This window comes from Flavobacterium sp. FG19 (assembly GCF_057809475.1).
Genome location: NZ_JBMDKA010000002.1, coordinates 84,897 through 109,388 on the forward strand (window position 1 = coordinate 84,897; position 24,492 = coordinate 109,388).

The following is a 24,492-nucleotide window of genomic DNA, read 5'->3' on the forward strand; positions in this document are numbered from 1 at the left end:
TGAAATTAAAAATTGGAACCTAATTACAAAAGACCGTTATACTTCCTTACAAACCATTCCGTAGTCAGTAAAGCCGCAATTAAAATCAATAACCAAACCCAGTCGATTATGGGAGTTTTGGTTGAAACTGTTTTCTCTATAGTTTTGTATTCTTTATTTTCTAAAAGAGCATTAATCAAATCCTCTTCCTGATCTTCAAAGAAAGCTTTCCCATTCGTCTGCAAGGCAAGTTGTTTTAATTTAACAACATCAGGATTTACAAACTGTTTTTCGATATCAAAATCGAGAATTTCAAAACGACCTGAATACGAAGTATTTGAATTTAATTCTTTAACCGTGAAACTATATTTTCCGGCAGTTAATCCGTCGAGATTTACAGAGAATGAATTATTCCCTTTTAATAAGTCATAGTTTTTAGTCTGTTTGGTGTCGGCATTAGTAACCGTAATTGTTAATCTTGCTTTTTCATCAAACTCATAGTTTTTATTGAAGTATTGCGCATTGATTACAATTTCTTCTCCAGAATTGTAAAAACTTTCATGTGTTACCACCAAAGATTTTTTCGATGCTGACGTGGCTAAAAACTGAATGATCTTGTCTATAAAAATATCATACTTTTCAAAAGACTGATTATCAATATGGCTCTGTAAACGCCATTTCCAGCTGTTTTCTCCTAAAAGAAAAGCAGTACGTTTTCCCTGGTTCTCAGCAAAAGCCAGTAACGGAGCATTGGTAGAAACATTTCTGATTCTGGAAGAAAGTAAAACCGAAACGTCTCCGTTTGTTGAAATAGTTCCGAACAAATTCTGTAACGGAGGAAAATTTTCGAAACCAATATTATCGATAGCAAATAAATTGAACTGGGACTGAAATTCTGATAAGTAATCCTCGACCTGTCCGCTCATTTTAAAAACCAGATTATTTTGCTGCTGGTTCAGAAAATTAAAATCGGTACTATTTCCGGTAATAATAAAGGTATTCCTTCCGGCTGCCTTATTAGTATCAAAAACTGCCTTAAAAGCAAAAGTCGGCTGATATAAAACTAAAACCGAAGCTTCCTGTAACTTATTAATTTCATTTGGTTTAACCAAAATCACTTTACGCTGTGCATTAACTTCAATAGAACGTTTTAGAGCCGCAATATCCGGGTGATTCATCGCTGAAACGATCGCAATAGTGGATTTTTGATCGATTACTTCAACTGCAAAATTTTTGACATTGTTGTAGCTGTTTTTTTCTTTTGCTCCGGAAGAAACAGCAGCCCTGAAAATCTGAAGCCCTACTTTATCAGCAGGAAGAAGCAAATTTAATGAGGCCGTTTTTTTAGACGGGGAAAAAGAAACTTTTTCTTTTGCCATGACTGAATTTCCCTGTGAAATTGTAAAATCGGCTGTTACGGCTTTGGTTCCCGCATATTGAAGAAAAACTTCTACCGGAAATTTATTTTTATGAAAGGCGTATTTATTTACATTAAGCTGATTGATTTTTAAATCAAAAAAGGTGGTTGTATCTCCCACAACCAAAGGATAAACTTTATTGGCAGGATCGAATCTGTATACGTAATCGTTTCCTGTTGTCTGATTCCCGTCTGTAATAATAACTGTTGGGAAAATCAGGTTTTTATTGATGCTTTTTAAGTTTTTGGCAGCTTCGTCCAGATTGGTTTGTTTTCCTTTAAAATCAAATTTATCCGAACTTTTAAACTCATCATCAAACTGATAAGACTGTATGTCAAACTTCTCTTTTAAAGCCGGATTTGAAATCAGTTTTTCATAGAGTTCAACTGTTTTTTTATCTGATTTTAAAGCAGTTATAGAGCTGGAGTTATCTACTGCTATTGCCAAAGGTGTTTTGGTTATTTCAAGCGAACTTTTAGAGATTACAGGATTTATGAGCAGTACCAATAATCCAAAAACAGCCAGAAAACGTAAAAAAGCCAGAAACCAAATCAGATTTGATTTGTTTCCGGCTTTATGAAAATATTGAAAGTACGACAAACCACCTGCTATTACTAAAGAAAGTAATATTAAAAAAATTGTGTTTGTAGTCATATTTATTTATTGTTCGGTAATCAGTTTTTTGATCAGAATTAATAATCGAATTATAACAAACGTGTTCTCTTTATTATTTTTCAGATTGCTTTACTGAATAGTCAAAAACTGAACACTGCCTGCTGTTACGTAAGCATTCCTCCGCAAACGTTCAGAACCTGTCCGGTTACGTAGGCACTCATATCAGAAGCTAAGAACAAACAGGCATTTGCTACATCTTCCGGAGTTCCGCCGCGTTTCAACGGAATACCTTCTCTCCAGCCTTTTACTACCTCTTCTGATAATTTTGCTGTCATCTCAGTTTCGATAAAACCAGGAGCAATAGCATTACAGCGGATATTACGCGAACCTAATTCTAAAGCTACCGATTTAGTAAAACCAATTGCACCGGCTTTTGAAGCGGCATAATTAGTCTGACCGGCATTTCCGGAAACCCCAACTACAGAACTAATATTGATAATAGAACCGGCACGTTGTTTTAGGAAAGTTTTCTGAATTGCTTTTGTCATATTAAAAACAGATTTCAAGTTAACATCAATAACCTGATCAAAATCGGCTTCAGACATACGCATAAGTAAATTATCCTTAGTGATTCCGGCATTGTTGATCAAAATATCAACGGTTCCAAAATCAGCTAAAACAGCATCAACGAAAGTCTGTGCTTCGTTAAAATCAGCTGCATTTGACTGATAACCTTTTGCTTTAACCCCTAAAGCATTCAATTCAGCTTCAAGAGCTTCTGCAGACGCAGCCGATGAACTATATGTAAACGCTACGTTTGCCCCGTGTTTAGCAAAAACTTCTGCAATTCCTTTACCAATTCCGCGGCTGGCGCCGGTAATGATTGCTACTTTTCCTTCTAGTAATTTCATATTAAGGTATTCGTTTTTATTTTTCGAATTACAAATATAGAGTATTTGGTCATTTAATAAAATCTGAAATATAAAAAAAAGGTCTATGCAACCTTTCATTTCTAAAAAAAGCGACTCCTTATGAAATCGCTTCATGTAAAATCTAAAATAAATATGCGTATCTAATTCTTATAGATAAAAAAGAACAAAATTCCTACTATTACAATCGAAATTACTGTATTAATAATTGAAATTTTAAAATTTTCTGTCCCATTAATTTTATCATTCTCTCTCTTTTTTAAAAGATCAAAAACAATAAAAGGTACTAAAACTATGACAGCACCAAACGTACAATACCTAATATATGTCGGTAATACTATTGAGACTAAAACAAGTATAATTAATAATAAAAAAGTAATAATACTGGGTAATTTAATATGCTTTTCCATATTGTTGAAAGGTTTATTTTAATCCATAACACATTCTTACTATTAAGCCATAGTTAATACTCAATATCTGGTATAGAGGGTATAAAACTGGTAAGCCGTTTTTTTCATATTTATTCTCTTTTCAACCGTACTTATAGGTAAAAAAAGAAAAAAAATAATAGATATGCCAAAATTTAGTTGATATACTAAATTATAAAAAAGCAGTCCAAAACAGGACTGCTTTTTTTCCAAAATAAAAATTAAAACTAAAACTAACTAAAATCATTTTAAATCTGCCAAGCTGACATTCTGAATGAACTTGAAGCGCTGGCAAACGTATAAACCGTGTTAGAATATCCAATTTTAAAACTTTCTTTCTTAACATAAATTCCGTTTGGATCTGTTAAATGACTGTCAAAAGCAGCTAAAAATGGCGGTGCAGCCACTACTGTATTTCCATTCCATGACTTATGTTTCAAAATAACTTTTTTACCTTCAGCATCTTCAACCACATCTACGTAATGGAAAATAGCTGATCTTCCTGCGAAAGTATAGTAAATGAAACTTCCAAGTGCATGGTTCATATAAATCTGAATTGAGGTTACATACTGGCCAGCAGGCAGCATTTCATCAATTTGCGCTAATTCCTGTTTGAATAATATAGAGTTAGTCGACGCATCTTCGATGTAATCACCAGGATAATAGCCAAATACTGCCGTTGGTCTTCCAGGTAATAGTAACTTGTAGTCATCTGTCAAGATTGGCGGTGTATTCGTAAATTTAATGGTAGCCGTAACCCCGTCTGTTCCTGTCGCTACAAAATTTGAAGTGACATTATCATACGTAAAGTTGGTTAATTTCTGTCCTTTAACTTCCACTGCCGGTTTAACCGTAGCTCCTGTAGACGTAAAAGCCAAAGCCACATTAAAACTGTCATTTGAATTAGGTATCACAGATGATGCCACCCCAAAACGTGCATTCGCATTAAAATCAAAACTGTACTGCTTTAATGAAGTTCCGTCGTTTATTTCAACTAATCTGTAAAGCGGACTTGTTGCTTCTCCAGTTATGTTTTTATCCATAATTGCATTTCCGGCTAAATCATCCCAGTCGTCCTCAGTTGCTTTTACAAATCGTACTACATGGCCATTTCTGTTAGTTTTAAAAATAATGTCCCCATTTTCCTGTCCATAGTAAAAAAACTGAAAATCACCCAGATAACCTTTACCTAATAAAGCAGCCGTTGGAAAATTAGCAGCGTCTGACAATAAATGAATTTTGTTTTTTGTCGTAAAAACAACACTCACGGCACTTCCTAACTGAATTTCGTACTGACTTGTATGTCTTGCTGTATCATCATCAAAATCAGAAGCCATTTCTACTTTTCCTTCCGGCAGAAATTTAAATACGTGTGTAAAACCTCCCAGCTGAGTACTGTCTGTATAATAAACGGCTTTCCATCCTTCTGCTGATGAAAGCAGCAGATCGTTTAATTCTTTTTTACGGGCATTTAATCGCTCTGTAGGTGTCTGATCAAATTTCGGATCGACTTCTGTACTGGTACATGCACCTAAAATTATTGCAGTCAGGGCAACAACTAAGTACTTATATATGCTTTTTATTTTCATAATATCCATTTTTGTTATGTATTACTCCTAAACTATTTATGCCTTTAATTGTTGATAACAGCATCTGTGTTTTTTTGTGCCTCGTCTCTTAAAGAATAAAAATTAATATTGTGAGCTTCTTTATAATAACGAACCACGATTTCTTCTTTCTTTTTGATATTGGCCACAGCCACAGGATCTGAGATACTTGCCAGCAATGCAGCATATTCTGCAGCTGAACTTGTTAAAATCATTGAGGCTGTTTCTGCAAAATCCTCATAAACATTTAATCTTGCGTAACTGGTAACAAAACCTAATTCTCTTGAATCTTCTTCGTCCTCAACATACCAGCTTGACGTATATCCTGAAGGAGTCAGTTTTGACCAGGCCTGTACATCAAATGGTTTGGTCTGATTAAGGATATGCACATACTCATGTTGTATCGTGTGAATAAATTCGGTTACATCAGCGCGGTTTGTTTTGTCCAGATCATCTACCTGAAACAAAGAAACTCTTTGTCCGCCTTCTGCCAACCCTAAGGTTCTGGTTCCGTTTGTATTTAAATTCATACCTCCTACCAAAACAAACTCTCTCGGAGCAATTTTCTTCACAAAATCAGTTCCTCCTATAGCGGTGTAACTGTCTATCCAGATTTGTTTCACCACTTCCATTGCCGGCTGTACTTTATCTACAGTTGGAGGAAATAAATAACGGCTGTTATCTACAAGGTTCTGATCCCATTCGTAATACACTTTAATATTATACGGATTTAAAAAACTGGCATCAATCCATTTATCCAAATCGGTTTTGATTGGCGTAGAGTAATCCAGCTGACTGTCTGTTGGCTGATCTTCCTGTTCGCAAGCCGTAAAAAGTAATACTCCTGCAAGTATTGTTATTGTTTTATATAGATTTACTATTTTCATGATACTTAAATTAAAGGTTACCTAGGATTTTTTTCAATTCCGTTATCTGATGCTCTCTGAGGTATCTGCAGCACTCTTCTTTTATCGTCTTTAGTCAATTTGTTATTATTAATTATTTGTCCAAACTGATAAGTATTGTGCTCAATTGCAAGATTAAAACGTCTGATATCAAACCATCTTAATCCTTCATGTAAAAATTCTCTTCTTCTTGCTTCTGCAATAGCTTTTATATAGGATGTCTGTACAGGAGTTAAAGAATAAAACGGTGTAAACTCATCTGCAACAACCGGATACATATCCACAATTAACTCTTCTGTTAATTTATCAGTAGCCGCATTATAAGCATTCGTTCTGGTGCCTAAGAAATACTCCAGTTCTGTATTGGCCTCTGCAATCTGATTTTTCATTACAAGCGCCTCAATTCGGTTTAAGTAAAATTCATCATTACTCAACAAAACAGTACCAGTATAGGCTTCACCAATACCAGCTGTAACGTTTGTATATTTAAAATACTCATAGAATTTAGGTACTAAAACAGTTATACCACCTCTATACTGACCTGAAGCTGTTATTAACCAGCGTTTTCCCCAAATATTGGTCTGAGGTCCTAAAATCTCATCTGATCTGTTTCCGGCAAGCGTAAATCTGTTTGTATAGCTTCGTCCCCAGATAGAATTAGGATATGCCACTAACAAGTTGGTTTCCTGCTCTACTTTAGAATATTCAAGTGGTCTGTCTGCAAAAGCTGTAGCATTAAAAGCGGCATAATTCCTTAAGCCTGTTGGTTTAGATCCTAAACTCTGAGAAACTTCAAGTACTTTGTCCCAGTCTCCTTTTACCAAATAGAAACGGCTTGCAAACGCTCTTGCGGCTTGAATATTGAAGTGATATTTAGGTTCTTTATACTCATTGGTCAAGTATTTCATTCCTTCAGTTATATCTTTTTCGATAAGTTCAAATACTTCTTGTACCGTGTTTCTTTTGTATTGTTCCAAAAGGGCCCCTTCTGGTTTTGTTACATAAGGCACACCAAGGTCTGTCCCTGCCGTTGCCGGGTTATAGGTTTTTCCCCAAAACTGAACCAGCATGAAGTGAGAGTACGCTCTTGCCAGTAATGCTTCTCCTTTTTGCGGATTCAAACTGGCCGGACTGCCTAATTTATCAATTGACACCAAAGCCTGGTTAGCCGCTGCAATTGCCGCATAGGAAGCATTCCAGAATGATCCCTCGGTATCGATACCAATCTGTGTCTGCATTTCCCAGTTATAACTTTGCCTGTTATCGATATCTGAACTGGTGAGTTCGCTATCAAATACGTTATCAGACATCGTTTCCGCAATACCCATATAGGTGTTGCTTGGGTATGCTGTTACTAAAAGTTCTGAAATTTTCTCAGGTGTATCGATCTGCGTTCTGTTATCCGGCACTTCTGAAAGAAAGTCATCACAGCTGGTAAGACTAATTATTAATAATAATGAAAGTGTTATTTTTATATTTTTCATGATTAATTTAATTAAAATGAAACATTTACAGTAAATGTGTACTGAGAAGTAATTGGGAAAGCAACTCCTCCCGTATTACGAAACTCCGGATCCTGACCATTTAATCTCTTGTCTGAATAGATCAGCCAAGGGTTCACTGCTGAACCTTTTAAAGTAAATGTAGACAACCCCAGTTTTCTCTTGTAATCTTTTGGGAATTCCCAGCTAAGAGAAACATTTTTCAATCTCACAAAATCACCATCTGCAATTCGTACATCAGAGAAATTATAGGTATTGTAAGCAATCTGTAAATCTCTGTCGCCATAATTTCTGTTTAACAGTCTGTCTGCAATTACAGGAACGTTGGTATAATTCTCATCTCCCGGATTGATCCATCTGTTAGTATATTCTTTTGTAAATACCGTTAAATCGTTGTATTCGTTACTGTAAATAGGATTTAAACGAACTTTGTTACCTCCTGATCCTACAACAAATACATATAAAGACCAGTTTTTGTAAGTAAACGTATTGGCTAAACCTACTGATTTATTCGGCTCAATTGATCCTTCATATTTAAGGTAACCGGTTACGTCTTTAGTGTCCTGGAAATCAGCTCCGGTAATATTGCTGGTAGCTCCGTCCTGTAAATTAAAGGTTGGAAGTCCCTGATTGTTTAATCCTGTAAACTGATAAGAATAAATAGAGTTTCTTGGATGTCCAACTGCGTTTCCTCCATTCGAATCAACTAAATCAAATGCTGAAGGTCTGTTTTGTAATTTTGTAATTTCCTGATCAAATACAGAGAAATTCAAAGTGGTTGACCATTTAAAATTATCCGTTTTGATGTTTTGCGTTGTGATACCAAGCTCAATACCTTTTGTTTCCATGTCGGCATTGTTACCTTGCTTAACTGACTGTCCTCCAACACCTGAAGTAATTACATAATCAATAAGGTCAAATGCTTTACGTCTGTACACATCTGTTGTTAAGGAAACTCGGTTATTAAACATTCCTAAATCTAAACCAATGTTAGTTTCAAATTGTTTTTCCCAGGTAAGATCTTTGTTTTGAAGATCTTCAATTCTAATAGCATTTTCTCTGTCTGAAAGGTTAAAACGGTCTGTAATAAAACTTTTATAAATAGCTAAAGAGTTCGTTGCAGGACCAGCTGTAGCCGTAAGACCATAAGAAGCTCTTAAAGCCAGGGTATTGATTGTTTCATTGTCTTTCATGAAGCTTTCTTCGGCAACGTTCCATTTACCACTAACCGTATAAGTTGGAAGCCATCTTGAAGAACCTGTATCACCTTGTCTGTTAGAACCATCATAACGACCGGTAACCGATGCTGTATAACGACGATCGTAAGTATATCCTACTTTTCCAAAGAAACCAACCGTTCTTTCTCTTTCTTCACCAAATTCATAGTAAGAATCACCACCGTTAACGATTTTTTCAATGATTTTAGGGTCTATAAAAGAAGTAAAACCTTTATCGTACTGCAATCCAACTGCTGTGAAATTATCATTTGTTCTGTCTAAAGATCTAAGCTCTGTACCGAAGAAACCTTCCAATTCGTGTTTCTCATTGAATGTATTTCTGTAAGTAATACTGTTTCTTACATTGTAAGAAGTCATATCGTTTGTAAACTTTCTTAAGAATCCACCGCTTGGTAAAACAGAAACTTTTGGTGCTGTTAAATCATTTGGATCCTGATATAAAAACACATTGGCTTCCTGAATCTGAGCGTTTTCATTATCACCAACTCCTGCATTATAAGCACCTACTACGTTAGATCCTTCATAAATTTTATGCTCTCTTGATGTATTGGCATAACGGGCCGAAGCAGTAAGATTATAACTTAAATTTTTATTGATTTTATAATCTAAATCCATTTGGAAACGAATGTCTTTTACATCAATTTCTAAAGTATTGTTTTCAAGCTCATTAATAATATTCATTGGAGCCCAGTTATTCTGATAATACTCCAGATTTCCATTATCATCATAAGGACGTAAAGTTCTGCTCGTACTTAAAACATAGTTGAACGGGTTAATATCAAAATCTCTTGTTGTTTTTCCAAAAACCACATCTTGTTTACTTTCATACGCTCCCGGTGCTCCCTGTTTACGGATAGAGCCTAATGTAGAAAGTGTAATGTTTAATCTGTCGTTTATGAAGAACGTACCTTTAATATTAGATGATAATTGTTTTACATTATCAGCAATAGTCCATCCCGGATCTGTATAATATCCTAACGAAGCATAGAATGTATTGTTTTTACCACCACCTGAGAAACTTAATGAGTGATTCTGCGTGATAGAAGGTCTGAACAAAACATTAAACCAGTCTGTATTAGCTAATTCATATTTTCTTAAAAACTGGTTGATATAAGGCTGGTCATTCTTAACTCCAAACTGACCATTTGTTTCGTTATAACGGTTGATTTCTTTTGCCAGAATATTATAAGCACCTCCAAATCGTCCTGTATAAGAAGAGCTCAGATCCAGATATCCTTTCTGTTTCATTTCCTGAAAAATACTCATAGATTCCTGAGAATTCAGGATATCATACTGTGTATAACTTGGAACTGTTCTTACTGTATTTTCAACAGAGTAGCTTACTTTTAAAGGTGAATCACGACGACCTTGTTTAGTCGTTACCACCACTACCCCGTTTAAAGATCTTGAACCGTAAATAGAAGTTGCTGATGCATCTTTTAAAACTTCAATACTCTGAATATCGTTTGCATTTAAACCGGCAATAGCTGAGCTTAATAAAGTAGAAGAGTTTCCTGAAGCCAAATCTGCAAAAGTAACATTGATGATGTCTTCCTGAACTACACCATCAATTACCCAAAGCGGTTTTGTATCACCAAAAATAGAAGAAGATCCACGAACGGTAATTTTAGGAGCAGTACCAAACGTTCCTGTTACGTTTTGTACGGTAACCCCTGCGGCTTTACCTTCGATCATTCTGCTGATATCTACAACACCGTCTACTTTCAGCTCAGAACCTGAAATCCTGCTGATTGCTCCGGTAAATGTTCTTTTTGATGTTTTTTCATAACCTGTTGTTACCACAACTTCTTTTAAGTTTTGACCTAACTCACTTAAAACTACTGTTGGCGTAAGATTTTCGATTCCTATTTCTTTTGTCTCCATACCTACATAAGAAATAACTAATCGATCTGTATTAGCAGGCATTTCGATTGTAAAATTACCATCAAAATCTGTTAATACTGCCATTTTGGTTCCTTTGGCCAATACTGTTGCACCAGGCAGAGGACTTCCTCCCTGATCCGTTACCTTTCCCTTGATAATGGGACCGGCAGTTAGTGCTTCAAATAATGAATCATGACTATCTAAACTTGCAAACGGATCTGCGGCTGCTGATTTTTGCAGAATAATCTGATTGCTCACTTCAGAAAAAGTGATATTAAACGGCACTAAAATGCGGCTCAGTATGCTTGCCAGGGTTTCCTGTCTTGCTTCGATACTCACTTTGTTACTCAATTGAGGAAGCCGCGAATTATAAGAGAATTTTACATGCGCAGATTTTTCAATTTTTGACAAAGCGTTATCAAGAGTCAAATTTTCAACTGTAATTGTAACTTTGGTATCTAGTTTCTTTTGTCCATTTACATTATTTGCCACAGCAAAGCTTGAAAACACAAGTGCCAAGACAAACTGAAATAGTGTTATTTTCATGATTCTATGGAGTAATCGTTGTTTAACAACTGGTTTTTTCATAATTTTGATTTGTTTTGATTAATACTAATTTGAGTGTATTTTAAGAAACAGATGAATTACCCTTTACAGAGAGTAATCCAAATTCATAAGTGTCGGTAATGTTACAGCATTTCGACACTTTTTTTATGCATTCTTTTTTTACATAGGCATTTAAGAGTTTTTACTGGTTAGTTTTTAGTTTTATTATTTTTGAAATTTATAAAGGAAATAAATTACATTTCTTCAATATAAAGAAAGATTTTACCCCATTTTTTGAAATACTGAAAACAAATCATCCTTTTAGTGCAATTACAGTTACACTAAAAAAAATTAATTACAGCCTTCTGAATTTATAATAATCTGATTACCATTCATTTCAAAACTGGTGTTGCCGCCTATGCTTTTGCATACTATTCTTAATTTTTCAGTTAAAGGCTGATCACTTAGTGAAGTGGTTAAATGGCAGTCTTTTAATTTATCTTTTGGATAATCAATATCTATCAGATAAGCCTGTTCAATAGTTTCGAAAATTTGAGAAACGGGAATATCCGTAAACTCAAAACTCAGCTGCTCAATGTTACCGGCACTCTGAGTCAGAACAGCATCCTGCGTAATATTGGTTATTTTATTGAATTTTAAATCACTGCGCAGAAACCTAAGGGCCTGATTAGGAAGCAGTACAATTTCTTCTTTATCTAATTCCGAAATTATTTTATTGGACTTAACCTTAACTTTACCGGTGCGAACCAAAATTTCAACATCAGGCTGATTAGAATAAGCTTTAACTCTAAAACTGGTTCCAACCACTTTGGTTACAATTTCGTTTGCGTAAACGTAAAAAGGTTTCTGGGGATTTTTACTAATTTCAAAGAAACCTTCGCCGGATAAATAAACCTTTCTTTCGTTCCCGGTAAAGATTTTAGGATAACTTAATTTACTGTCTGGCTGAAGTAAAACAGAACTTCCGTCTGATAATGTAATAATTTGAGGTTTGTTGGAATTGTTAGTCTGTTCTACTAATCCCTCACTGTCTTCCTCTATAAGCTCTTCGTAAGTAACAACTTCTTTGCCTGAAACTTTAAAATAACTGTTATACAGCCATGCCGACATTAAACAGAACAAGACTGCCGCAGCGGCTCCATTTAAAAACGGTCTTCTGAAAAATACTACGTTTGATTTTTGCTGTGACTTCAGACTTTCTTTTTCACGTATTCTCTGCCAGGTGCTTTCTAACGCCCTGTGAATATCAGATTTACTTAATTCCTCATTTGGCACTTTCATAGCCAGAAGCATTAATCTTGCGTCTTCAACTAATTTGGCACGTTCACGGCTTTCAAGAGTCCACTCCTCCCATCCCTCCTGATCTTCTTTATATAAAACCCAGGACTGAAATGACTCATCAGATAAAAAGTCTTCTATTTCGGTATATTTGTTACGTTTTTGCATTTAAAAATAAGGTTACAAAAACATAGAGGACACTTTTCTTATTATATACTCACCAAATTAAGATTTTTTTTAAACTTTTTTAACTTTTTCTAAAAAGTGCTTGAAAATAGTAAAGTTATAAGCGATAAACTTCCTTTCCACTCTTTTCGAAGTGTAAGCAGTCCTCTGTGAAGTAAGTTACTGGCAGACTGATAATTTACATCCAGCATATCAGCTATCTGCTCTACCGAAAGCCCCTGATGATAACGTAAATACAAGGCCTCTTTTTGTCTTGCCGGAAGTTCATTAAGAAGTTTATTAAGATAATTTACTTTTTCTTTTGTAGCGTAATCATCGTCTAAAAGCTCATTCTCGACTGAAAATTCGAGTAAAAAAGCAATATCATCTGTACTGGCCGTTTTTCTAAAAATGTGGTCACGTTCATACAAACGCGCAATTCTCTTTCTTACGCTGGAAAGCAAATAAGCCTTGACCACAACTGAATTCTGCAGGGAGTTTCGATACACCCAGATATCTGTAAATACATCCTGAATACAATCCTGGACTTTTTCGGCAAATGGAGAAAGCGAATTTCCATAACTTACAAGATCACTATAATATCTTTCAAATAACAGTGAAAATGATTTTTCATCTCCAAGTATTAAATTATTCCAAAGTGTATTATCGTCAACAGAATTGAGTGGCAGAATTCGGGTCTTCATATTTTGTGGTATTATTCGAAAAGGAAACAGGGTATTTAATGCAAAGAATACACTATTTTAACATTATCACTTTCTTTTGTTCGATAAATATATAAAAGCTAAAATTCAAAACCAATTAATTTACACTAGGGAAATGATTTTATAAACTTGAAAAATCCTGTATTCAGCTGGTATCAGTGGGTTCTTAAGGAAATGTTAAAATTATACAGGAATAATAAATAAGTATAATTTATAAGATTTTACTTTCTTTATCAAAACCTGCAGTAAAACATATAAATTCCGTCGTCTTCTCAATTCTGTGATCAGAAGAAAGCAATAAAAAAGCCCCGCCATAGCGGAGCTTCTTAATTTTTAAGACTACAAACATTCCCTTAAAAGGCAACATTCCATCTAGGCAGTTTAGCGTTTTCGTCTAAGAAATTCTGCAAAACCTGTCCTTCTACTGCTGTTGGGATTGCCTTTACTTCTTTAGTAAAAGTTTCGTACCAGACTACTTCAAGAGCCGAAATATTCTCTAATTTCATTTGTGCCGGCCATGAATATTTTCTTCCTGTTTTTGCAAACTGATGTCCGTTTACGATTTTATCGTACAAGCCTCCGTTTTTACTTTTTAAAGTTCCGTCATTCTGAACTGTTCCTGTAGAACCCACCATGATTAATTCTTTCGAATCTCCGTCAATTTCATAAACTACAAAAATTCCGGCACTTCCTTCAGGAGCGTTGCAAACTTCTTCTAAACTATCGTTTACGGTAAAAGTAAAACTCTTAGTTGATTTAAATTTCTCTAATTCTTTATACATATTTCTTTTTTATGCTTCTATCCCGATAGCTATCGGGACTGAGGTTCTGTGATACAAAGTTTTTATCGACAAATGCCTCGATTTTTAAAATGTAAAAAAGTCTCAACAAATATTGAGACTTTTTTGGGGATTTTTTTATTTTGAAACCTGAAGATTATCCAAGTACTTCTTTTACTTTTTTACCAATTTCAGCTGGTGAATCAACAACGTGAATTCCGTTTTCTCTCATGATTTGTTTTTTAGCAGCAGCTGTATCATCAGAACCACCTACAATAGCACCGGCGTGCCCCATTGTTCTACCTGCAGGAGCAGTTTCTCCGGCGATAAATCCAATAACTGGTTTACGGTTACCATCAGCTTTTACCCATCTTGCAGCATCCGCTTCTAACTGACCACCGATTTCACCAATCATGATGATTGCTTCTGTTTCAGGATCGTTCATTAATAATTCAACAGCTTCTTTAGTTGTAGTTCCAATAATTGGATCTCCACCAATTCCGATAGCAGTAGTAATTCCTAAACCTTGTTTTACAACCTGATCAGCAGCTTCGTAAGTTAAAGTTCCTGATTTAGAAACGATACCAACAGTTCCTTTTTTGAAAACGAAACCTGGCATAATACCAACTTTAGCTTCACCCGGAGTAATTACACCCGGACAGTTTGGACCAATTAATCTTGAATTTCTTTCTTTAACATAATTATTGGCTTTAATCATGTCTGCTACAGGAATTCCTTCTGTAATAGCAATAATTACTTTAATTCCGGCATCAGCAGCTTCCATAATTGCATCAGCAGCAAAAGCTGGCGGTACGAAAATGATAGAAGTATCTGCTCCGGCCTGATCAACAGCATCTTTTACTGTATTAAAAACCGGACGGTCTAAGTGGCTTGTTCCGCCTTTTCCCGGAGTAACACCTCCCACAACATTAGTACCGTACTCAATCATTTGAGAAGCGTGGAAAGTTCCTTCGCTTCCTGTAAATCCCTGAACAATTATTTTGGAATCTTTATTAACTAAAACACTCATGATATATATTTTATGTAGTTTTTAAATTTGTGTTGCAAAAATAAGGTTTTGTAATGTATTTTGCCTCTTTTATTGTCAAAAAAATATTAAGAAAATTGACTCATCTGATAACCTCTGTAAAGTTTATCATCTTTGATCTGCCAAATTACAGCAAAATGCGCCAAAAGCATTTCTTCGCGAGGATTCTCAATGGTTTTTACGTAATGAGAATAACGTACTGATACTAAATCATCTTCGGCCAGAATATGACTTATTCTGACTTTAGAGCGTACATATGCTTTGTTGAGTTCATTGGCCATTTCTATAATCGAATCGTAATTCATCCGGATAAAACCTTTACTGCTGTTCCAGTCAATAATAACATCGGGATGCAGATACGTTTTAAGCACTTCACTGTCGATTAAGGCATCTGACTTATAAAATTTCTGAACAAACTCTTTTGTAGACATATTACTTTAATTTACTTAGAATTTCAGGAATCTTTTTGATATGGGCTAATTGTTTTAACTTCTCTCTCGATTCTTCGATTGGGGTTCCAAAATAGGATTTTCCTCCTTCAACCGATTTGGTAACACCAGTCTGTCCCATAATAACAGCTTTTGCTCCTATGGTTATACCGCTGGTTGTCCCTACCTGTCCCCAAATGGTAACTTCGTCTTCAATAACCACACAACCTGCAATACCGGTTTGTGACGCAATTAAACATTTCTTTCCAATAATGGTATCATGACCAACATGCACCTGATTATCCAGCTTGGTACCTTCTTTAATTGTAGTATCGCCTGTAACTCCTTTGTCAATTGTACAAAGAGCTCCAATGCCTACATTATCTTCAATCACTACTCTTCCTCCTGAAATCAGCTGATCGAAACCTTCCGGACGTTTTTTATAATAAAAAGCATCAGCTCCCAAAATGGTTCCGGCATGAATGATTACATTGTCTCCAATGACAGTATGATCATAAATAGAAACATTAGAGTGAATAAGACAGTTCTTCCCTATTTTTACATGGTTACCAATAAAAGTGTTGGGCTGTATAACCGTACCTTCTCCAATTTCTGCTGTGGCCGAAATCGCTGTATTAGCAAACTGGAATGGCTTAAAATGTCGGGTTAAAACATTGAAATCCCTAAATGGATCGTCTGAAATTAAAAGAGCTTTACCTTCCGGACAGTCTACTTTTTTATTAATTAAAACAATGGTAGCAGCCGATTGTAAAGCTTTGTCATAATATTTGGGATGGTCAACAAATACAATATCTCCCGGTTCAACCACATGAATTTCGTTCATGCCTAAAACGGGAAAGTCTTTATCACCAGTAAATTCGCAGTTAAGCAAATTTGCAATTTCTTCTAAAGAGTGAACTTTTGAAAATTTCATATTCTGTAATTAGAAAATTTGTCAATTAGAAAATGTGTCAATTAGAAAATGAGTCAGCTAGAAAATGAATATACAAAATATGCCTATTCAACATTTATCTAATTGACTCATTGACAAATTATCTTAATTAATAATCTACTCTTTTACACGCTCCATGTAAGAACCTGAAGCGGTATCGATTTTAATTTTATCGCCTTCATTAATAAACAAAGGAACGTTTATGTTAGCACCTGTTTCTACCGTAGCATTTTTAGTAGCATTGGTAGCTGTATTTCCTTTTACTCCCGGCTCAGCGTAAGTAACTTCAAGAATTACTGATGCCGGCATATCTACAGATAATGGTAAATCTGTTTCTGTATTGATCTGAACCATTACGTTTGTTCCTTCTTTTAACAAATCCGGAGCATCCAAAATGTTTTTGTTTAATGAAATCTGCTCAAATGTTTCAGCATTCATAAAGTGAAATTCATCACCTTCCGGATATAAATACTGGAATGTATGCGTTTCAACACGAATAACGTCAATTTTATGACCTGCTGAAAAAGTATTGTCCAATACTTTTCCTGAAGTTAAACTTTTTAATTTCGTTCTTACGAAAGCAGGCCCTTTACCTGGCTTAACGTGAAGAAATTCGATAATTTTATAAATGTCGTGATTAAATTTAATACACAATCCGTTTCTAATATCTGATGTAGATGCCATTGTAATTTGTTTTTATTTTATTTCTTGTTTAATCGCTTAATCGTTTAACTGTTTTTTTTCGATTAAACGATTAAACAAATAAACTATCAAACTTTTATTTTAATAGTTTCCTGAATATCCTTTCATAATTCCTCGTGATGAATTTCGAATAAAGTCCAAAATCTCATCTCTTTCGGGAGTTGCCTCCATTTCAGCTTCAATAATACTTAAAGCCTGAGTGGTATTATAATTCTTTTGGTATAAAATTCTGTAAATTTCCTGAATTTCTCTAATTTTTTCAGTACTAAATCCTCTTCTTCTTAAACCAACTGAATTGATCCCTACATACGACAATGGTTCTTTTGCCGCTTTGGTATAAGGAGGCACATCTTTTCTAACCAAAGATCCTCCGGAAATCATAGCATGATCTCCAATATGAATAAACTGGTGAATCGCTGCCAAACCTCCAATTACAGCGTGGTTTCCAACCACAACGTGACCAGCAAGCGCAACTCCGTTTACAATAATAGCGTTATTCCCAATCTCACAATCGTGTGCAATGTGAGCATAAGCCATTACCAAACAGTTATTCCCAAGAATAGTCTGTCCGGAAGCTATTGTTCCTCTGTTAATCGTAACACATTCTCTGATTGTACAGTTATCTCCAATGATTGCCAAAGATTCTTCTCCGCCAAACTTTAAATCCTGTGGTACAGCAGAAATTACTGCCCCTGGAAAAATATTACAATTTTTACCAATTCGGGCACCTTCCATAATGGTTACATTTGAACCAATCCAAGTACCATCACCAATAACAACATTATTGTGAATTGTTGTAAAAGGTTCAATTACAACGTTTTTAGCGATTTTAGCGCCAGGATGAACATATGCTAATGGTTGATTCATCTATGTTTTCTATTTTAAAATTAAAATAATCTAATTTGAAGGCAGCAAACCTAAACAATAAATTTGATTAATTTATTATTGTTTTCTGGCAATTTGCGCCATTAATTCCGCCTCGGTCACTAATTTTCCATTTGCGTATGCATTTGCCTGCATATGGCAGATTCCTCTTCTGATAGGAGAAATCAATTCACACTTGAAAATTAAAGTATCTCCGGGCAGTACTTTATGTTTGAACTTAACATTATCGATTTTCATGAAATACGTTAAGTAATTTTCAGGATCCGGTACTGTACTCAAAACTAAAATACCTCCTGTCTGTGCCATTGCTTCTACAATTAACACTCCCGGCATTACCGGAGCTTCGGGGAAATGTCCTACGAAGAAATTTTCATTCATCGTTACATTCTTTAAACCAACCACATGACGATCAGACATTTCAATAATTCTGTCAATCAATAAAAATGGCGGTCTGTGAGGCAGCATTGACATGATTTTATGAATATCCATCAATGGTTCCTGATTTAAATCATAAACCGGAACATGGTTTCTCTGCTCTATCTTAATAATTTTGGCCAGTTTTTTGGCAAACTGTGTATTTACATAATGCCCTGGTTTATTAGCAATAATTTTTCCCTGGATACGAACTCCGATAAGGGATAAATCACCAATAACATCAAGCAGTTTGTGTCTTGCTGCTTCGTTTGGATAGTGTAAAGTAAGGTTGTCTAAAACACCGTTTGGTTTAACAGAAATCTGATCTTTACCAAAAGCTTTCTTTAAATTCTCCATAGTAGACTCCGAAATTTCTTTGTCTACATACACAATAGCATTATTTAAATCTCCTCCTTTAATTAATCCGTTTTCTAACAATGATTCTAATTCATGTAAAAAACTAAACGTTCTGGAGTTTGCAATTTCATCTTTAAAATCGGCAATACTCTTAAGTGTAGCATTTTGTGTACCTAATACTTTTGTACCAAAATCTACCATTGTAGTTACCTGATAATCGTCGCTTGGCATTACAAGAATTTCGCTTCCGGTTGCTTCATCTGTAAATGAAATAACTTCTTTTACTACATAAACATTGCGGTTAGCATCCTGTTCTTCAATTCCGGCTTTTTCAATAGCTTCAACAAAATATTTTGATGAACCATCCATAATAGGAAGTTCAGAGGCATTCAGTTCAATAATGATGTTATCCAAATCGCAGCCTACAACTGCCGCTAACACGTGCTCAGGAGTTTGTATCTTAACACCTAATTTTTCTAAATTAGTTCCTCTTTGCGTATTAACAACATAATTAGCATCAGCTTCAATAACTGGCTGGCCTTGCAAATCTACTCTTACAAAAGTGAAACCATTGTTAATTGGAGCCGGTTTAAAAGTCATTGTAACCTCTTTTCCGGTATGTAATCCAACTCCTGTTAGTGAAATTTCATTTTTGATGGTCTTCTGTTTAACCATTATTTCCATTTTTTGGGTTTATTATTTGTTTCTTTAATTCTTCAACTTCGGCAACAATCTTAGGAAAGTTTTTAAAATGAACATAGGATTTATTAAAATCACTGTATCCAAGTGATGGCGAACCCTGTAAAACTTCGTCATCTTTAATATTTCTTGCAACTCCGGACTGTGCCTGAAGTCTTACATTGTTTCCTATAGTTAAGTGGCCTGCAATACCAACCTGCCCTCCAATCATACAGTTTTCACCAATTTTTGTTGAACCCGCTACCCCGCTTTGTGCGGCAATGACCGTATTTTTTCCAATTTCAACATTATGGGCAATCATGATCTGATTGTCTAATTTAACTCCCTTTCTGATAATCGTAGAACCAAGAGTTGCTCTGTCTATTGTAGTATTGGCTCCAATATCTACATTATCTTCAATAATTACATTACCAATCTGCGGTACTTTACTGTAACTTCCTTCTTCATTTGGTGCAAAACCAAAGCCGTCTGCCCCAATAATAACTCCCGAGTGAACCGTGCAATTATTACCTATAACAGTTTCAGAATAAATTTTGGCACCGGCAAAAATATAAGTATTATCCCCAATAACCACATTGTCGCCAATGAAACTATTCGGGTAAATTTTAACATTATCCCCCAAAACCACGTTCTGTCCAATATAACTAAAACTGCCTAAATACAGATTTTCGCCATATTTCGTCCCTTCAGACATAAAGGACTGAGGTTCGATTCCGGTTTTGTTTAATTTAACCTGATTGTAAAAATGTAATAGTTTAGAAAAAGCGGCGTAAGCATCTTCCACCTTAATTAAAGTAGTGGTAATGTCCTGCTCAGGTATGAAGCTGTCGTTAACAATGGTAACGGTCGCTTTTGTGGTATATATATAATTGATATACTTTGGATTAGCTAAAAAAGTAAGAGATCCTTCCTCACCTTCTTCTATCTTAGAAAGCCTAGAAACTTCTGCGTTGGGATTACCAACAACTTCTCCTTCTAAAATTCCTGCTATTTGTTCTGCTGTAAATTTCATCGCGACAAAAATATAAAAAATAGAATTTAAATGTTAATTTTAGATAAGTTGTTTTGGAAAACAGATATAATATTTTGTCACCAGTTTAGATAACGATTTCAAATTCAACTGATCAGATGCTTCTACAACATCCTCAATTGTTTTATCTTTTTTCAAAATTCGTATCGGTTCAGCGGCTTTATTATAGGCCTGATTCTTAATTTTCCCTCTAAAAATAAAATAACCGGCGTCTAATGCTGAAATATTATGTGCCTCTGCAAACTCTTCTTTTAAAGACTGGGATTCTTCCATAGGAATTTTATCGGCGCTTAATTTTATCTTAAGCAAATCCCTGTTGATAATCATTTTGCTCAAAGTAGACAATATAAAATCACTGTGTCGCTGCCAGGCTTTTAGGGCACTGATAATATCAAAATCATCCAGCTGAGAGAATAAATCCAGTTTTTCTGTATCAAAGTTCTCAAGTGTAATTTTATTCTGCATGAAATAGTTCAGTGGTTCACTGCAGGGCAGTTTAACTCCTTTTAAAGTCAGTTCTTTAGCCCTTTTCAATACTTTCATCAAAATTAATTCGGCTACCAGGCTGGTTTTGTGCAAATAAGCCTGCCAGTACATTAATCTTCTCGAAAGCAGAAACTTTTCTACAGAGTAAATCCCTTTTTCTTCAATCACCAAAACATCATCCACTACATTCATCATCTGAATCAAACGTTCAGAATTTACATTTCCTTCAGCAACTCCGGTATAAAAACTGTCTCTCTTCAAATAATCCATCCTATCCATATCCAGCTGGCTTGAAATAAGCTGCAGCATGAACTTTCTGTGATATTCACCTTTAAAAACCTGAATAGCAAGGCTTAATTTTCCATCAAACTCATCGTTCAGTCTGTTCATAAACAATAACGAAATAGCTTCATGATTGACATCTTCAACTATACTTCTTTCCATGGCATGAGAAAAAGGCCCATGCCCTATATCATGCAGTAAAATAGCAATCAGTAAAGCACATTCTTCCTCACTTGAAATGGCAACTCCTTTAAAACGAAGAGTTTCAACCGCTTTCTGCATCAAATGCATACAGCCCAGTGCATGATGAAAACGTGTATGATTTGCCCCCGGATATACAACATACGACAAACCCATTTGCGAAATACGACGCAGACGCTGAAAATAAGGATGCTGGATTAAATCGTAGATTAGCTCATTCGGTATTGTGATAAACCCGTAAATAGGGTCATTAAATATTTTTAACTTATTAATTTGAGTCACTAGCTGGTTATTTTTTTGGTCAACAAATATAAGTAAATAAGTATAAATTCATTTTAGTTTTTAACTTAAAAAGTTGATATTTACTATAAGTAATTTCTTAAATAGTAAAAAGCAGTTAAAATTCATTAAAAATAAATTTCAATTCTGACTTTCTAATTTTATACTATTTTTAATACTTTTTAAGTTCTATACTTTTAAATTGCATTAAAATTAAAATTGTTTATGGATAAGATTAAAATACTTTGGGTCGATGACGAAATCGACTTGTTAAAGCCACATATATTATTTCTCGAAAAAAAGAATTATGCTGTAACAACCTGCAACAATGGCCTTGACGCTATTGCTTTATTTGAAGAAGAAAATTTTGACATCGTTTTTCTGGATGAAAACATGCCGGGAATGAGCGGACTGGAAACTCTTTCTGAAATGAAAGAAAAAAAATCAGCTATTCCGATGATTATGATTACCAAAAGTGAAGAAGAATACATAATGGAAGAAGCCATTGGTTCTAAAATCGCTGATTACCTTATTAAGCCTGTTAATCCAAACCAGATCCTGCTGAGTTTAAAGAAAAACCTGGACGATTCCAGATTAATTACGGAAAAAACAACATTAGATTACCAAAAGGAGTTTCGTAAAATTTCGATGGAACTGGCTATGGTTAATTCTTATGAAGACTGGGTTGAATTGTACAAAAAACTGCTTTTCTGGGAGTTAAAACTGGAAGACATTAACGATCAGGCCATGATTGAGATCCTGGAATCTCAAAAAGTGGAAGCCAATTCCCAGTTTGGAAAATATATTGAACGAAATTATGAAGACTGGTTTGCTCCCAAAGCTGACAAGCCTATTCAGTCTCATAATCTATTTAAAGAGCTGGTTGTTCCTGAACTTAAAAAGAAAGACAAACCTATATTATTTGTCGTAATTGACAACCTGCGTTATGATCAGTGGAAATCTTTTGAAACTGTGATTTCAAATTACTATAAACTAGAAAAAGAAGTTCCTTATTTTTCAATACTTCCAACCGCTACGCAATATGCCCGAAATGCTATTTTCTCAGGTTTAATGCCTTTGGACATGGAAAAACAATTCCCGCAGTACTGGAAAAATGATGTCGAAGACGGAGGAAAAAACCTTTATGAAGCCGAATTCCTTTCGGCACAAATAAAACGTCTTGGACTAAATATTAAGGAAGATTATTTTAAAATTACCAATTATGCCGGCGGTAAAAAACTGGCTGAAAACTTCAAAGCTTTAAAAGGCAATGATTTAGTAACTGTAGTTTACAACTTTGTAGACATGCTTTCACATGCCAAAACTGAAATGGAAGTGGTTAAAGAACTTGCTTCAGACGACAAAGCGTATCGTTCACTGACATTAAGCTGGTTTAAAAACTCACCTTTGTTAGAATTAATCCAGCAGGCACAACTTTTAGGCTTCAAACTAATCCTGACAACTGACCACGGAACGATTAATGTAAAAAATCCGTCGAAAGTTGTGGGAGATAAAAATACAAGTCTAAATTTGCGTTACAAAACCGGCCGTAGTTTAACCTATGAACAAAAAGACGTGTATGTAGTCAAAGAACCTAAAACAATTGGACTTCCGGCTATCAACATGAGCAGTTCTTTTATTTTTGCCAAAAATGATTTTTTTCTGGCGTATGTTAACAACTACAACCATTATGTAAGTTATTATAAAAACACGTACCAGCATGGCGGAATTTCGTTAGAAGAAATGATTATTCCGTTTTTGGTATTTAATCCGAAATAAAATTTTCAGTCTCAGTCTCAGTTTACAGTTCTAAACTGAGACTAAGACTAAATAAATTAAACAATAAAAATGAACATCGTTTTTTCATTAGATCAAATTCAGGAAACTGCTCAGCAGATTTTAGATTCAAACCCTAAAAAAATCATTCTTTTCAACGGAGAAATGGGCGTTGGAAAAACCACTTTAATTAAGCAGTTATGCAAAAGTTTAGGAGTTCAGGATGCTACGAGCAGTCCTACTTTTTCCTTAGTAAATGAATACCATACTTCTGATAATCAAACCGTTTATCATTTTGATTTCTATCGTTTAAACAAAGAAACCGAAGCACTCGATATGGGAGTTGATGATTATCTCTATTCCGGAAGCTGGTGTTTTATTGAATGGTCTGAAAAAATTGCCAGTTTACTTCCTGAAGAGTATTCAACCATTACTATTACTCTGCTGGCTGACGGAAAAAGGGAGTTGGAATTAGTTTAATTCTGACAACAATCCTTTATGAAAAAGATTTTATCATTATCTGTGCTTTTCCTTTTAATTATAAGCTGTAATACATCAGAGTTTAAAACAATAAAATTTGGTTCAACTCTGACCGAAAATCAAAATTATTCGCAGAACACAAGGTTTTGTCATTTAGTACAAGAAGTTTTGCAATATAATAATAAAGCACTTCCGGAATTAATCAACTTTGACTGCGGCGGCGCTTCCGGATGTTATGATTTAGGCTCTGTTCTGGCTCAATTAGTTAATAAAACCGGAGAAGACCGCTTTATAATTATGACTAAATCTTTAGACCCTAAGGACAAACAATCTCTTTATTCACTTATCGAAGCTGGTTTAGAATATGGATATCAGCTGAACAATTTACTTCCGAATAAAAATGTCCAACAGCAGTTCCCTAAACTTCATAAAGAACTAACGCAATAACATAAATGGA

20 protein-coding genes are annotated in these 24,492 nt (G+C 34.9%); 3 read left to right on the forward strand and 17 right to left on the reverse strand.

Going from position 1 to position 24,492, the window contains the following annotated elements; genetic code table 11:
• Window positions 1-23 precede the first annotated feature (23 nt).
• The 17 genes from ACODST_RS02345 to ACODST_RS02425 form a co-directional block, all read right to left on the reverse strand.
• Entirely contained in the window at window positions 24-2,051 is a 2,028-nt protein-coding gene (locus ACODST_RS02345) for a hypothetical protein (RefSeq protein ID WP_488930511.1), read from the reverse strand.
• Window positions 2,052-2,176: 125 nt separating this feature from the next.
• Window positions 2,177-2,923: a 3-oxoacyl-[acyl-carrier-protein] reductase gene (gene fabG, locus ACODST_RS02350; protein WP_488930512.1), complete on the reverse strand. Its 747-nt coding sequence runs from the start codon at window positions 2,921-2,923 to the stop codon at window positions 2,177-2,179.
• Between the two features lie 694 nt (window positions 2,924-3,617).
• A complete protein-coding gene (locus ACODST_RS02355; protein WP_488930513.1) occupies window positions 3,618-4,958 on the reverse strand; it encodes a DUF4302 domain-containing protein in 1,341 nt (446 codons plus the stop codon).
• Between the two features lie 44 nt (window positions 4,959-5,002).
• A complete protein-coding gene (locus ACODST_RS02360; protein ID WP_488930514.1) occupies window positions 5,003-5,863 on the reverse strand; it encodes a zinc-binding metallopeptidase in 861 nt (286 codons plus the stop codon).
• A 17-nt stretch (window positions 5,864-5,880) separates the two neighbouring features.
• Window positions 5,881-7,365 (reverse strand): RagB/SusD family nutrient uptake outer membrane protein, encoded by a 1,485-nt coding sequence (locus ACODST_RS02365; RefSeq protein WP_488930515.1) that lies wholly within the window; start codon window positions 7,363-7,365, stop codon window positions 5,881-5,883.
• A gap of 11 nt (window positions 7,366-7,376) precedes the next feature.
• On the reverse strand, window positions 7,377-11,093 hold the full coding sequence (locus ACODST_RS02370) for a SusC/RagA family TonB-linked outer membrane protein (RefSeq protein WP_488930516.1): 3,717 nt from the start codon (window positions 11,091-11,093) through the stop codon (window positions 7,377-7,379).
• A gap of 309 nt (window positions 11,094-11,402) precedes the next feature.
• Window positions 11,403-12,518 carry a FecR family protein gene (locus ACODST_RS02375; protein ID WP_488930517.1) on the reverse strand — a complete coding sequence of 372 codons (1,116 nt, stop codon included), beginning with the start codon at window positions 12,516-12,518 and terminating at the stop codon, window positions 11,403-11,405.
• Between the two features lie 89 nt (window positions 12,519-12,607).
• Window positions 12,608-13,219 (reverse strand): RNA polymerase sigma factor, encoded by a 612-nt coding sequence (locus tag ACODST_RS02380; RefSeq protein ID WP_488930518.1) that lies wholly within the window; start codon window positions 13,217-13,219, stop codon window positions 12,608-12,610.
• A 371-nt stretch (window positions 13,220-13,590) separates the two neighbouring features.
• A complete protein-coding gene (locus tag ACODST_RS02385; RefSeq protein ID WP_488930519.1) occupies window positions 13,591-14,019 on the reverse strand; it encodes a hypothetical protein in 429 nt (142 codons plus the stop codon).
• A gap of 154 nt (window positions 14,020-14,173) precedes the next feature.
• The gene (gene sucD / locus ACODST_RS02390; RefSeq protein WP_008464045.1) at window positions 14,174-15,046 is read right to left on the reverse strand and encodes a succinate--CoA ligase subunit alpha; all 873 of its coding nucleotides are present in this window, start codon (window positions 15,044-15,046) and stop codon (window positions 14,174-14,176) included.
• Between the two features lie 86 nt (window positions 15,047-15,132).
• Window positions 15,133-15,495 (reverse strand): nuclear transport factor 2 family protein, encoded by a 363-nt coding sequence (locus tag ACODST_RS02395; RefSeq protein WP_488930520.1) that lies wholly within the window; start codon window positions 15,493-15,495, stop codon window positions 15,133-15,135.
• A gap of 1 nt (window position 15,496) precedes the next feature.
• Window positions 15,497-16,426 carry a UDP-3-O-(3-hydroxymyristoyl)glucosamine N-acyltransferase gene (locus ACODST_RS02400; protein WP_488930521.1) on the reverse strand — a complete coding sequence of 310 codons (930 nt, stop codon included), beginning with the start codon at window positions 16,424-16,426 and terminating at the stop codon, window positions 15,497-15,499.
• A 135-nt stretch (window positions 16,427-16,561) separates the two neighbouring features.
• Complete coding sequence (efp, locus tag ACODST_RS02405) at window positions 16,562-17,128, reverse strand: elongation factor P (RefSeq protein ID WP_095929274.1); 567 nt, start codon at window positions 17,126-17,128, stop codon at window positions 16,562-16,564.
• Between the two features lie 99 nt (window positions 17,129-17,227).
• Window positions 17,228-18,013: an acyl-ACP--UDP-N-acetylglucosamine O-acyltransferase gene (lpxA, locus tag ACODST_RS02410; RefSeq protein ID WP_071637918.1), complete on the reverse strand. Its 786-nt coding sequence runs from the start codon at window positions 18,011-18,013 to the stop codon at window positions 17,228-17,230.
• A gap of 75 nt (window positions 18,014-18,088) precedes the next feature.
• The gene (locus ACODST_RS02415; RefSeq protein WP_488930522.1) at window positions 18,089-19,477 is read right to left on the reverse strand and encodes a bifunctional UDP-3-O-[3-hydroxymyristoyl] N-acetylglucosamine deacetylase/3-hydroxyacyl-ACP dehydratase; all 1,389 of its coding nucleotides are present in this window, start codon (window positions 19,475-19,477) and stop codon (window positions 18,089-18,091) included.
• The gene (gene lpxD / locus ACODST_RS02420; RefSeq protein WP_488930523.1) at window positions 19,470-20,513 is read right to left on the reverse strand and encodes a UDP-3-O-(3-hydroxymyristoyl)glucosamine N-acyltransferase; all 1,044 of its coding nucleotides are present in this window, start codon (window positions 20,511-20,513) and stop codon (window positions 19,470-19,472) included. The genes ACODST_RS02415 and lpxD overlap by 8 nt, the downstream gene beginning before the upstream one ends.
• A 39-nt stretch (window positions 20,514-20,552) precedes the next feature.
• Window positions 20,553-21,782, reverse strand: coding sequence for an HD domain-containing protein (locus ACODST_RS02425; protein WP_488930524.1), 1,230 nt, complete (start codon window positions 21,780-21,782; stop codon window positions 20,553-20,555).
• Between the two features lie 222 nt (window positions 21,783-22,004).
• On the opposite strand from ACODST_RS02425, the gene porX reads away from it, so the two are divergent.
• From porX to ACODST_RS02440, 3 genes are all read left to right on the forward strand, one after another.
• Window positions 22,005-23,558 (forward strand): T9SS response regulator signal transducer PorX, encoded by a 1,554-nt coding sequence (porX, locus tag ACODST_RS02430; protein WP_488930525.1) that lies wholly within the window; start codon window positions 22,005-22,007, stop codon window positions 23,556-23,558.
• Between the two features lie 69 nt (window positions 23,559-23,627).
• Window positions 23,628-24,035, forward strand: coding sequence for a tRNA (adenosine(37)-N6)-threonylcarbamoyltransferase complex ATPase subunit type 1 TsaE (gene tsaE, locus ACODST_RS02435; protein WP_488930526.1), 408 nt, complete (start codon window positions 23,628-23,630; stop codon window positions 24,033-24,035).
• Window positions 24,036-24,053: 18 nt separating this feature from the next.
• Window positions 24,054-24,482 (forward strand): hypothetical protein, encoded by a 429-nt coding sequence (locus ACODST_RS02440; RefSeq protein WP_488930527.1) that lies wholly within the window; start codon window positions 24,054-24,056, stop codon window positions 24,480-24,482.
• Window positions 24,483-24,492: the final 10 nt, after the last annotated feature.